Consider the following 11,684-nt stretch of genomic DNA (forward strand, 5'->3'; position numbering starts at 1 on the left):
TTTAACAACGTTTCAACCTTTTCAACGAAGAAAAAGCGCCAGAAGGCGCTTTTTCTATTTTTCATATCAATTTACTTATTGAGCTTGAGCAACGGGCACTACACTTTGATTTTCATCATTCGCTGACTGACGAGTAGGCGTGTAATTTAAACCCAAAGTCGAGCTGGTACGGGTACGAATTTGATCAAGTAGAGTAGGGTTGCTACTTAAATCTTGACCATAAGATTGAATAATCTCACGTAATTTCGGATTCCATTTACCTTTAACTTGTTCAGGAAATGCTTTTTCCATCAAGTTCAACATAATATATGGTGAGGTTGATGCACCTGGAGAAGCACCCAACAACGCAGTCACAGAACCATCTTGAGAAGCAAAAATTTCTGTACCAAATTGCAGTTTCGCATCTTGACCCGGAACTTTTTTGATGATTTGAACACGTTGGCCACCTTGATTTGGTTTCCAGTCTTCAAATTTAGCTTCAGGATAGTACTTTTTAAGCTCTTCAAATTTATCTTGATCAGACATTGCCACTTGGCTAACTAAGTACTTAACCAAGTCTAAGTTTTCCATGCCAATAGTAGCCATAGGAATCGCATTGTTTTTGTTGGTGCTGTCGATCAGGTCAAATTGAGAACCATGTTTTAAAAACTTATTGGAATACGTTGCAAAAGGTCCGAACAGCACATATTTTTTACCATCGATATATCGAGTATCAATATGCGGTACAGACATCGGAGGCGCACCTAATTCTGGACGACCATAAACCTTAGCCGTATGAGCAGCAGTGACTGCTGGGTTATCAGTCATTAAGAAGATCCCACCAATAGGGAAGCCAGCATATTGTTTGGTTTCTTCAAGTCCTGTCATTTGGAGAAGTTTGATCGCTGCACCACCTGCACCAATGAAAAGGAAGCGTGTTTTGACATAACTTTTTTCATTGGTTTTTAGGTTTTTATAGGCGACAGTCCACGTTTTATCATCATTTGGACTGATACCCGTTACTTCAGTAGAGGTTTCGAGCTTAAACTTAGGTTGCTTGGTTAAGTGGCCAATCAATTGTGTGGTAATCGCACCATAATTGACATCTGAACCGACATCCATACGCGTCGCAGCAACTTTTTGAGCAGGATCACGACCTTGCATCACCAATGGCGCCCATTGTTTAATTTCTTCAGCGTTGTCAGTATATTTCATACCTTCAAAGAGTGGATTTTGAATCATTGCTGCATGACGTTTTTGCAGAAAATCTACGCCATCCCCCCAGACAAATGCGATATGTGGGACAGGATTGATAAATGTCTTAGGCGCATCTAAAACACCTTTTTCAACTTCGTGTGCCCAAAATTGTTTAGCAACTTCAAATTGAGATGCTGTATCAACAGCTTTGGAAATATCCATTTTTCCATTTATTTCAGAGGTATAATTCATTTCCATAAAGCCTGAATGTCCAGTTCCGGCATTATTTAAACCTTTGGAACTTTCCTCACCTACTTTATCTAAACGCTCATACATTCGAACATCCCAATCTGGCTCAAGTTCGTTCAAATATGCGCCAAGGGTTGCACTCATAATACCGCCACCGATCAAAACAACATCGACGACAGGGTCATTGCTTTGCGTCTCTATTTTCTTAGAAGCAATGGGTCGAAATAGAAAGATTAAACCGAGTATTAAGATAATAATTATGAGACTAAGAAAATAGCGAAGTGCCTTTTTCATTATTATTCCTTTTTATTGGGATGAGATACATATCAGCATAGTGGAGAATGTTTGTGCAATTTGTTAGCAAATGTAAATAAGTAAATTAAAGTAGGTTAATACATTGAAGTTAATGCACTATTTATTTTAATAAATGAACTTAAAACAATATTTCTTAAGAACGATTTTTGATTATGGATATGTATTTTATAAAAGGAGTAGTGTTGTTAGGTAATAACGCTATGCAGTAGATGAATAGGTTTATCTTTAAGCAATAATATTAATAGCAACGATATTGAAACTATAACGTGAATTAATCACATCATTAGACCGCTTTGATATGTCAAAAAATGATCATTGACTGCCAATAAATTGAGAACTAAAAATACCGGCTCTTTTTGGACAAGCTTAGGGTGAGGGAATACTTGTGATGAGTGTATTGTGTGACTGTTGTGTAAATAATGCCTTTTGAAAGAAGTCTATTCTTTCAATTTATAAGTTCGAATCATCTGATTTAAAAATAAAAACGAAGCAAGATTTGAATGAAGGTATATTTAATCGATTAAAGTGTGATCACATCTGACTTGTTTTTACATTTTTCAAGCTGATTCATCATTTTACAATCGGTTTAAATAGTCAATAACAACAAATGATAAAAATATCAGGATAGAAAATGAATTATGAGCTAGATGCATTTGGAACAATTGTCGCTGCTGTAGCTGTATTGCTTATTGGTTTTTTTACGGTCAAAAAAATTACTTTTTTTAAGAAATATAATATTCCTGAACCTGTTATTGGTGGTTTAATTGCAGCGATCTTGACCTATATTTTATTTAAATTATTTAATTTAAATGTGATTTTTGATGCCAATATTCAACAAATTTTTATGTTGATGTTCTTTACCTCTGTTGGCCTGAGCGCGAGCCTGGCGAAACTTAAGGATGGGGGTAAAGCCTTGGTTTTATTTCTGGCTTGTGTAATCGGACTGGTGATTATTCAAAATGCTGTAGGTGTGAGTCTAGCCACTGGTTTAGGATTGGATCCTTTGATCGGTTTAATGACAGGTTCAATCACACTCACAGGGGGGCATGGAACAGCAGCAGCATGGGGAACGGTTTTTGAAAATACTCACGGTATAGAAGGCGCTGTTGTATTGGGGATGGCCAGTGCTACTTTTGGTTTGGTCATTGGTGGTATGTTAGGTGGCCCTGTGGCAAAGTTTCTTATACGACGCTACCAACTTGCAGAAGAACGTCCTGATTCAGATGAAGTTCAAGAACTAGGTAATGAGAAATCAGCACCTTTTGAGCATCCTCGCAAGACACGCTTAATTACCGCAAATGATGCTGTCAAAACTTTGGGGATGTTTTCACTGTGTATTGGATTTGCTTATTTCATGCAGGATTTTGCGCAAGGCAAATGGTTTGAGATGCCGGTTTTTGTTTGGGCATTGGCATGTGGGGCTGTTTTACGTAATGTCTGCGAACATCTCTTAAAAGTAGAAATGTTTGACCGTTGTATCGATGTATTTGGTAATGCATCTTTGGCACTTTTCTTATCGATGGCATTGATGTCATTGCAGTTGTGGCTGTTGGCAGATTTGGCAGGACCTTTGATAATCATTCTGATTGCACAAACCCTTACTTTGATGCTGTATTTATACTTTGTTACCTTCAGAGTAATGGGCAAAGACTATCACTCGGCTGTGCTTTGCGCTGGTCAGTTTGGAATTAACTTGGGTGCAACACCTACAGCAATTGCCAATATTCAAGCGGTCACCAACAGTTATGGTCCATCGCATAAAGCCTTTTTAATTATTCCACTCACAGGCGCTTTCTTCATTGATATTGTAAATGCGGTGGTCATTCAAAGCATCGTTGCTGTATTTTCTTAATAGTTGCTTATTGACGATTTAATTGATAGCTGCATAGCTTATTCATGATGTGCAGCTCGGTATTTCCCAGTCGTTATTCAACTTATTATCCAAATTGTTATTCAAGTTATTATCTAAATTGTTATCCAAGTTTTTATCTAAAAAGTTCAGACTGATCAGCTCAAATAATATAAAGGTTTTAACGGTTGTGTAATCGAACGAATTTGTATTAAAAGCAGGCGAAAGCTATTTAAATGCTTAAATCGACTTGTCTCGTAAAATCATTTAGGGCATCCTCGCGTGTCCTTAAACATATAGATTTGATCTTAAAAGGATAATTCTATGAAAAAATCTAAATTAATTTTCGCAGCTCTGTTTAGTTACTTGGCATCTTGTCATGCTTTTGCTGCCACTTATGTTTATGTATCCAATAAAGAAGACGGTACGATCAGTAGTTTTGAATTGAACCAAAAAACGGGCAAGCTTCTCCCTACGCCCAAAGCAAGCACACCGATTGGCCTCAATATTGGCCCAACTGTCATCAGTCCAGATCATCAATATTTATATGCCATTACGCGAGATAAACCTTATTTTGCTCAAAGTTTCAAAATCAATGCGAAAACAGGTGATCTCACTGCTTTTGCTAAAACTATGATTCCTTCAAGCTATGCCTATAGTACTTTGGACAAAACAGGTCAATACTTACTTAGTGCATCGTATGATGATGATTTAGTCAGTATTCATAAAGTTGAAGACGGCAAAGTATTAGATCAACCTATACAAACCATTCGTACTCAACCGAATACACATGCCGTGATTACTGATCAAAGCAATCAAAACGTTTATGTAACTTCTCTTTCAGGTCAAGTCATTCATCAATATCGCTTTGATCCTAGTAATGGTCATGCTTATATTTTAAAGCCTGCGACGGTGAGCCTAGATGAGCAAATGACACCTCGTCATTTAATCATTTCTCAAAGCAATGAGTACGTTTATGTGCTTGATGAAGTTGCAGCCAAAGTCATTACCTATAAACGTGATGCAAAAGATGGTCATTTGACCCAAATTGCCGTTACAGCATCCATGGCGCCTGATTCAACTTTAAATATTGGTGCACCTCGTGGTGAATGGCGTAGTGCAAATCCTGCCTTAAAAGCGAATCAAGATACAACGAAAGACATTTGGGCAGCAGATATTCATATCACACCAAATGGTAAGTTCTTATACAGCAGTGAGCGTACGACTAGCACACTGACTTTATTCCACATTGATATCGAAACAGGGATTCCGACGCGAGTTAAAAGTTTCGCAACTGAAAAACAACCGCGCGGCTTCAATATTAGTCCAAACGGTCGTTTCTTAATTTCTGCGGGTGAAAAAACAGGGAAAGTGTCTGTGTTTAAAATTGATCAAAAAACAGGTGAATTGTCTTTGAAGCAACGCTATCCCGTGGGTTTAAATCCACTTTGGATTAGTATTACTGATATTGATTAAATAATGTGGGCGTAGTGATCCATTACGCCCACTTTTAAAACGTTGAATTGTAGATATAGAATCAGCTGAATACGTTAGACTTCTTTCAAAAGTCATTATTCATACAATACTCTCATCATGAGTATCCCCTCATCCGAACCTTCTCCCAAAGGGAGAAGGGATTTTTACGTATAAATTTATGGCCACTCAATGATCATTTTTCGACTTATGAAAGAGATCTGTAGATCTAATCTTATTTACTTAAGAAAATTTAATAGCGCCATCACTCGAAGTTAAAAAATAGGCTCGAACTTTTTTAGATATTGCCAATGCTGAGATTATTTAGTTTGCGATTAAATTTAAGGATGAATTGATAATTGAACAACTTGGAATTGACTTTGAAGAATGAAAGCGTAAATAGCGTTTATAGTCGTTAGTTAATGGATTTAGCTAAGCATAATTATATTTAGACAATAAAAAGCCCCATGGTTAGGGGCTAGTCGTATATAAGTCAAGCTTATATACTGTAAGAGGCTCATCTCAAACTATGCATATTAAAACACAGAAATAAACAAAGTCCTAATGCTGATTATTTCTATATCACTTGAGAAGGACCTGAATACATTAATCTTTCATAGATTGCGTATAAATATAACTTTAAATAAATGTCGACAATCATAAAATAAATATAGAGATCGTTTGTTTTAAAATCAATTTGAGTTTTTTTTGGACAAATAAACGACTAAGTTTAATTTTTTAAAAATATTCTATTAAAAATGATCTGGTGAATAACTAATCACTACTCATTTATCATTGAAGAGTTAAATCCCAATTGATGATTGTTTAATAATAGTTTTTTTAATTCAGTGATAAATCTTAAATCAACTCATATTAGAAAAAACAAAGTTAAAATCAGAATTTAAGTTCTAGTTTCAGAAAAAAGTGTATTAGGTCAAGCTGCTATTAGCATAAATTTGTGTGATAAAATCAATTTTTAGAATACGTTTTTGTATTTTTAAACCACAGAAGTCTATGGTGACTTTTCATTATTTTGGTTTATATCTCCGCTTTAAACTCAGTGAAATCAAGTTTTTTTACTTACTTATCTGCGCTTAAATAAATTTAAATTCATGAGCTGAAAAAAATAAAATCAACCTTTTAAAAGGGGTCTGATTTTTGTTTTTTATTGCTTGTGCATAAGTTTTTAAAGGTTACAAATGTCATATCAACTTGATGCCTTTGGTACGATTATCGCGGCGGTATTCGTGCTTTTAGTCGGTTATTTTTTAGTTCATCCTATTCGCTTTTTAAAAAAGTATAATTTACCTGAACCTGTGGTAGGTGGTTTAGTTGCTGCGATTGTGACTTTTATTCTATTTAAGTATTTGAATATTGAGATTAACTTTAATGTCGATATTCAAAAAGTATTTATGTTGATGTTCTTTACATCGGTAGGATTGAGTGCAAGCTTAGCCAAACTGAAAGAGGGTGGAAAGGGCTTAGTTGTATTTATGATCTGCGTCAGTATTTTTGTATTGATTCAAAATGCTGTTGGTGTGGGGCTAGCGAGTTTACTTGGACTTGATCCTTTAATTGGACTCATTACTGGTTCAATCACATTGACAGGTGGCCACGGTACGGCAGCAGCATGGGGTGTGGTATTTGAAGAACAGTATGGAGTCGAAGGTGCTGTAGTATTAGGTATGGCCAGTGCAACCTTTGGTTTAATTATTGCGGGCATGTTAGGTGGTGTAGTCGCCAAGTTTTTAATTAAACGACATCATTTAGCGAATGAAAAACAACAGACAGATGTTGAAGTAGAAGAGGCTCCTCATGCATCCATGGTGGCACCTTTTGAATATCCAGAAAAAACACGATTAATTCTTGCAGATGATGCTGTTAAAACACTGGGAATGTTCGCGATCTGTATTTGCTTCGCACAATGGATGACGGTCTTCGCAAAAGGTCAGTGGTTTGAATTACCAACATTTGTTTGGGCTTTAGGTTGTGGTGTTTTGATTAGAAATACCCTTGAGCATGTATTTAAAGTTGAATTATTTGATCGTTGTATCGATGTATTTGGTAATGCTTCTTTAGCCTTATTTTTGGCGATGGCATTAATGGGATTGCAGTTGTGGATGCTTGCGGATTTAGCTGGCCCACTGGTCATTATTTTAGTGGTACAAGCTTTTGTACTTGTGCTGTATATGATTTTTGTGACCTTTAAAATGATGGGCAAAAACTATGATGCCGCGGTACTTTGCGCAGGACAATTTGGGGTGAATTTTGGTGCAACACCCACTGCAATTGCGAATATTCAAGCAGTGACGAATTCTTATGGACCTTCGCACAAAGCCTTTTTAATTATCCCGTTAACGGGTGCATTTTTTATTGATATTATTAACGCAGTTGTCATCCAATTCGGTATTGGGTTATTAGGCTAAGTTCATTCATACACTTAAATGAAGTGTTTATAGATCCTACAAATTCCATAGATGGTGCTTTAGCACTGTCTAAGGAAGAAGGGATTTTTACAGATTCACTTATTGTCACTCAATGATCATTTTTTGATTTATCAAAGATGCTTATTAAGAAAATTGAAGCAACAAAGTGTCAGGCTTTACTCATATTTATGAATACCATGATACTCATTTGATTCTAGAATTAACTCTAAGACTCTAGAATTGACTCTAAAATGATATTCATCAACGGTTCACTTATTTATTTAAAATTAGCCTAAGCAAACTAAAATCATATTTTAAGAAGAGCCAATTAATAAGGATAAAATTCCTGCAGCGATTAAAGGGCCTACAGGCACGCCACGAAGTATTGCGACACCTGCGACAGTACCAATGAGCAAGCCAGCAACGATATTGGGTTGATTTGACATGAGTTGCACACCGCGACCACCTAACCAGGCAACAAATACCCCAATGGCAATGGCAAGTAGAGATTTCCAACTTAAAAAGGATTTTAAAATATCATTTCCCGCAATTGCTCCACTGGCAATTGGCGTGAGTACACCAATCGTGAGAATAATGATGCCGATGTTTAAACCGTGTTGTTGTAACAACGGAAAGAACTCACTGAGTGGGGTAATTCGAAATACAATTAATACGGCAGCCGCAATCGTCACAGCTGTATTTTGGCTCAATACACCACACGCTAAAAGAACAATAAGAACGATCAGATTAAGATCTAGCTGTGACATATATCGTATCCAGAACTGTTGGCAAGTTAATTTCAAAGATCGAGTAGTTTAACTGATTCATCATTTTCGTGCTGAAGCTTCTAAACGTGTAGAATATTGAACAGTGAATGATTTTAATAGTTTCAATGATTTTAGGTAGAATTTATGGTTTTGGAAAAAATGTTGCAGTCACAGGGTTTTGGCTCACGTAAATATTGCCAACAATTGATTAAGAATGGGGCGATACAAATTGACGGAGAAATCATGACTGATCCAAAGTTTAAATTAGATCTCAATGATCTTGAATATTTAGTCCATTCCAAGCCATATACCTACCGTGAAAAAGTATATATTGCACTCAATAAGCCAGCTGGTTATGAGTGCTCTCACCATTCAACGCATCACTTTAGTGTATTTGAGCTTTTTGATGAAGTGTTGCTGAATCGCGGCCTACAATGCGTAGGGCGTTTAGATCAAGATACGACTGGATTATTATTGCTTACAGACGATGGGCAGTTTTTACAAGCGCTCACGCATCCTAAAAAACATGTAGCTAAAGTCTATCGCATGCAAACTGTAGACCCGATTGATAACGAACAAATACAAAAATTGACTCAAGGCGTTGAGCTGCGTAATGAAACAGGTGTGTTTGCAGCGACGGACGTGGTTCAATTATCACCAAATGAAATGCATTTTACCGTTCATCAAGGTGTTTATCATCAAGTGAAAAGAATGGTTGCCGCGGTGGGTAATAAGATAGAGCATTTGCATCGCCAACAAATAGGGCTACTTAATTTAACTGAACTTGAAGAAGGAGAGTGGACTTTTTTAAACGATGCTCAGATTCTAGCTGCAAGAACACAAGACAATCATGCTGATGGCATGAATCTAGTTCATATTTAATCTTTATTCATGCTCAGATGATCATCTAAGTGATGATGAGTTGTTCAAGAATTTTATTTTAAGAAACAGTGATAGGTTTGAAATTCACTGTCTTTAACGAATCCCATTTGCTCATAGAGTTGATGGGAGTGGTAATTGTTCTTTTGCGTTTCAAGACTTATGCGTTGCGCATTCTCTTGACGCGCAAACAATATGGCAGTGTCAATTAATTGTTTGGCTGAGCCTTGGCGGCGGTAAACAGGTGTGACATAGACATCATCTAAAATATAATAACTTGAACATGTTAAAGAAGAAAAACCCAAATATAAGATGACAAAGCCCGTAATAACATCGTCTTTTGCATGGATGAAAATAACACTTTGCTGGTTTTCAAAGCGCTGATTTAAAAAATTAAAGGATTCTTTTAAATTGGATGAGGAGCCATAAAATTGACGATATTCATCAAACAGTACTGCTAATGCGTTGAGGTCTTCTAAAGTTGCGCGTCGAACAATCACTGTTTAGCTCCTTGCATTTTTATTATCAATACATGAGAGCTAATCATAATTAAGCGTGAATTTGAAAAAAAAATTGTGTGAAATTAAGACACTGTTAAGTTTTGTCACTCTCACCGAGCAAGGCATTCAACTCTGCAAAGAAATCATCATCATCAAGTTCTGTACGAGTTTCAGTTGTGGCATTTGAATGCTCTTGTTTGAGTTTTTTTAATTTAAGCAATTGTTCCATATCGATACTTTGGTTTTCAATCGCAAATGGAATAGATTTGGTCAGAACCACTTGTTTGAAAAAAAGTCTAACCGCTTGAGCAGGAGTAATGCCAAGTTGTTTGAATACAGCAAATGCGTGTTTTTTTTCAAGTGAGTCAAGTCGAACTTGATAAACCTCTGTTTTTCTCATGAATAAAACCAATCGACTTAATAGCTTAAGACGCTATTTTAGTCGAAGTAAACGGAAATACAATCTTTATCATCATAAAAACATTCATTATTGTCATTACAATGGAATTATAGCGTCAATACCAAATCGGAACAAAAGTGCATACTTTCATTATTTAGTGGATCTGTGAAGTAAATTTCCTTAGCCAAAAGCTGTAGAGGTGCAGAAAAATCATGACTTGCTTGATGGACAACCGCTGGATAAAAAGAGTCATTTTTTATAGGAATATTCAATGAATTTAAGTGCACTCTAAGTTGATGCTGTTTGCCAGTGAGTGGAGATAATTTATACAATGCCCATTGCTGATCATGTTTAACTAATTCTATTCTTGTGGAACTATTGGCTGGGCCAGAGCACACTTGCATCGTATAAAATGGCTCGCCTTTTTCCATGCGTAGCGCAACTTCGATTGGAAAGTTTAAATCAGCACGATATGGAGCAATAGCATAGTAGATTTTTTGAACTTTTCTTTCTGCAAATAACTGTTGATACGCAGCGCGTGTTGCAGGACGTTTAGAAAATAAAACGACACCCGCTGTTTCACGGTCTAGTCTGTGTATCGGTGTTAGATCTGGATTATTTGTTTTTTGTTTTAAGCGAACCAAGAGCGTTTCTTGCACATATTGACCTGTAGGGCTCATGGTGAGAAAGTGAGGCTTATCAACGACCATTAAATCAGTATTTTCAAATAGTATTTTTTCTTGAAAGGGAACATGAATTTCATTTTCGAGAAAACGATAATAATAGATATGTTGTGTTGCTTCATATGAGCTTTTAACATTCAGTATATTTCCCACGGCATCAAGAATTAAACCATCATTAAAACGCTGTCTCCATTCGATTGCTTCTATATGTGGAAAGTGATGGCACAAATACTCAAATATAGAATGAGGTTGCTGATCGAGTTGAGGCAGGAAGACTTTACTCGCAGTGACGCCATTGATCATGGGCGGTTTAAAGTCATTTGTAAGATGTGATTTAGACATAAAAGAACACGATCGAAAATGTGAGGGAAATGTATACTGAAAACCTAAAAAACCTCATTGCGTGTTGTTTAAGATCGCTCGACAACGTAGGTTTTAAGGTGAGGCAATGTTATTATAGTCGCTTAATCTAATTATGTTGTGAGCCATATGCAATATTCATTTAAACTGAATTTATTGAATGAAGATGATACTCAAAATCTAGCAATTTTTTTGGCTAAAAATATTGCACAGGGTGTGATCTATCTCATTGGTGATTTGGGTGCAGGTAAAACAACGTTGACACGCTATTGGCTGCAACATTTAGGCCATCAAGGTGCAGTCAAAAGCCCCACCTATACCTTAGTTGAACCTTATAAAATTCAGCAGCAAGATGTGTTTCATTTTGATCTATATCGCTTAAATGATCCTTACGAACTTGAGTTAATGGGAATACGGGATTATTTAGACATTGAAAATGCATTGTTCTTATTTGAATGGCCATCAAAAGGTGGCGATGAAATCCCAAGTGCCCATTATGTGGTTAACATAGAAAAGACAGATGATGATCAGCATCGTGTGGTTACGTTAACATTTGATGATATTACTTTTTTAAAGGTTTTAGAGCAGCACTTTCCGAGTTAATTGT

At 36.3% G+C, this 11,684-nt stretch carries 10 protein-coding genes; 5 read left to right on the forward strand and 5 right to left on the reverse strand.

Going from position 1 to position 11,684, the window contains the following annotated elements; all coding sequences use genetic code 11:
* Positions 1-75 precede the first annotated feature (75 nt).
* Positions 76-1,719, reverse strand: coding sequence for a malate dehydrogenase (quinone) (gene mqo / locus V5M36_RS06490; protein ID WP_338563263.1), 1,644 nt, complete (start codon positions 1,717-1,719; stop codon positions 76-78).
* 652 nt (positions 1,720-2,371) lie between these two features.
* Between mqo and gltS (V5M36_RS06495) the strand changes: the two genes are divergently transcribed.
* The 3 genes from gltS (V5M36_RS06495) (at position 2,372) to gltS (V5M36_RS06505) (ending at position 7,488) form a co-directional block, all read left to right on the forward strand.
* Entirely contained in the window at positions 2,372-3,592 is a 1,221-nt protein-coding gene (gltS, locus tag V5M36_RS06495) for a sodium/glutamate symporter (RefSeq protein WP_338563266.1), read from the forward strand.
* 321 nt (positions 3,593-3,913) lie between these two features.
* Complete coding sequence (locus tag V5M36_RS06500; protein WP_338563268.1) at positions 3,914-5,065, forward strand: lactonase family protein; 1,152 nt, start codon at positions 3,914-3,916, stop codon at positions 5,063-5,065.
* A 1,196-nt stretch (positions 5,066-6,261) separates the two neighbouring features.
* Positions 6,262-7,488: a sodium/glutamate symporter gene (gene gltS, locus V5M36_RS06505; protein WP_338563270.1), complete on the forward strand. Its 1,227-nt coding sequence runs from the start codon at positions 6,262-6,264 to the stop codon at positions 7,486-7,488.
* 314 nt (positions 7,489-7,802) lie between these two features.
* Here gltS (V5M36_RS06505) and V5M36_RS06510 read toward each other — a convergent pair whose 3' ends face one another.
* On the reverse strand, positions 7,803-8,255 hold the full coding sequence (locus V5M36_RS06510) for a DUF441 domain-containing protein (protein WP_338563271.1): 453 nt from the start codon (positions 8,253-8,255) through the stop codon (positions 7,803-7,805).
* Between the two features lie 144 nt (positions 8,256-8,399).
* Between V5M36_RS06510 and V5M36_RS06515 the strand changes: the two genes are divergently transcribed.
* The gene (locus V5M36_RS06515) at positions 8,400-9,137 is read left to right on the forward strand and encodes a pseudouridine synthase (protein WP_338563273.1); all 738 of its coding nucleotides are present in this window, start codon (positions 8,400-8,402) and stop codon (positions 9,135-9,137) included.
* Positions 9,138-9,190: 53 nt separating this feature from the next.
* On the opposite strand, the gene V5M36_RS06520 is transcribed toward V5M36_RS06515, so the two are convergent.
* The 3 genes from V5M36_RS06520 to V5M36_RS06530 all read right to left on the reverse strand — a co-directional run bounded on the left by V5M36_RS06520 (position 9,191) and on the right by V5M36_RS06530 (position 11,059).
* Positions 9,191-9,634, reverse strand: coding sequence for a GNAT family N-acetyltransferase (locus V5M36_RS06520; RefSeq protein ID WP_338563276.1), 444 nt, complete (start codon positions 9,632-9,634; stop codon positions 9,191-9,193).
* Between the two features lie 94 nt (positions 9,635-9,728).
* Positions 9,729-10,034 (reverse strand): type II toxin-antitoxin system RelB/DinJ family antitoxin, encoded by a 306-nt coding sequence (locus tag V5M36_RS06525; RefSeq protein WP_338563278.1) that lies wholly within the window; start codon positions 10,032-10,034, stop codon positions 9,729-9,731.
* Positions 10,035-10,141: 107 nt separating this feature from the next.
* Positions 10,142-11,059: a pseudouridine synthase gene (locus tag V5M36_RS06530; RefSeq protein ID WP_338563281.1), complete on the reverse strand. Its 918-nt coding sequence runs from the start codon at positions 11,057-11,059 to the stop codon at positions 10,142-10,144.
* 147 nt (positions 11,060-11,206) lie between these two features.
* Between V5M36_RS06530 and tsaE the strand changes: the two genes are divergently transcribed.
* Positions 11,207-11,680, forward strand: a complete 474-nt coding sequence (gene tsaE, locus V5M36_RS06535) for a tRNA (adenosine(37)-N6)-threonylcarbamoyltransferase complex ATPase subunit type 1 TsaE (protein WP_338563283.1) — start codon at positions 11,207-11,209, stop codon at positions 11,678-11,680.
* The last annotated feature ends 4 nt before the right edge of the window (positions 11,681-11,684 follow it).

This window comes from Acinetobacter sp. KS-LM10, assembly GCF_036896575.1.
In the GTDB taxonomy this organism is placed as follows: domain Bacteria; phylum Pseudomonadota; class Gammaproteobacteria; order Pseudomonadales; family Moraxellaceae; genus Acinetobacter; species Acinetobacter avistercoris.

What these genes read in the sequence shown, in the direction of transcription:
- V5M36_RS06525 (WP_338563278.1), bottom strand. Translation starts at nt 10,034, where the DNA reads ATGAGAAAAACAGAGGTTTATCAAGTTCGACTTGACTCACTTGAAAAA.
- gltS (WP_338563270.1), top strand. Translation starts at nt 6,262, where the DNA reads ATGTCATATCAACTTGATGCCTTTGGTACGATTATCGCGGCGGTATTC.
- V5M36_RS06500 (WP_338563268.1), top strand. Translation starts at nt 3,914, where the DNA reads ATGAAAAAATCTAAATTAATTTTCGCAGCTCTGTTTAGTTACTTGGCA.
- tsaE (WP_338563283.1), top strand. Translation starts at nt 11,207, where the DNA reads ATGCAATATTCATTTAAACTGAATTTATTGAATGAAGATGATACTCAA.
- V5M36_RS06530 (WP_338563281.1), bottom strand. Translation starts at nt 11,059, where the DNA reads ATGTCTAAATCACATCTTACAAATGACTTTAAACCGCCCATGATCAAT.
- V5M36_RS06515 (WP_338563273.1), top strand. Translation starts at nt 8,400, where the DNA reads ATGGTTTTGGAAAAAATGTTGCAGTCACAGGGTTTTGGCTCACGTAAA.
- mqo (WP_338563263.1), bottom strand. Translation starts at nt 1,719, where the DNA reads ATGAAAAAGGCACTTCGCTATTTTCTTAGTCTCATAATTATTATCTTA.
- V5M36_RS06510 (WP_338563271.1), bottom strand. Translation starts at nt 8,255, where the DNA reads ATGTCACAGCTAGATCTTAATCTGATCGTTCTTATTGTTCTTTTAGCG.
- gltS (WP_338563266.1), top strand. Translation starts at nt 2,372, where the DNA reads ATGAATTATGAGCTAGATGCATTTGGAACAATTGTCGCTGCTGTAGCT.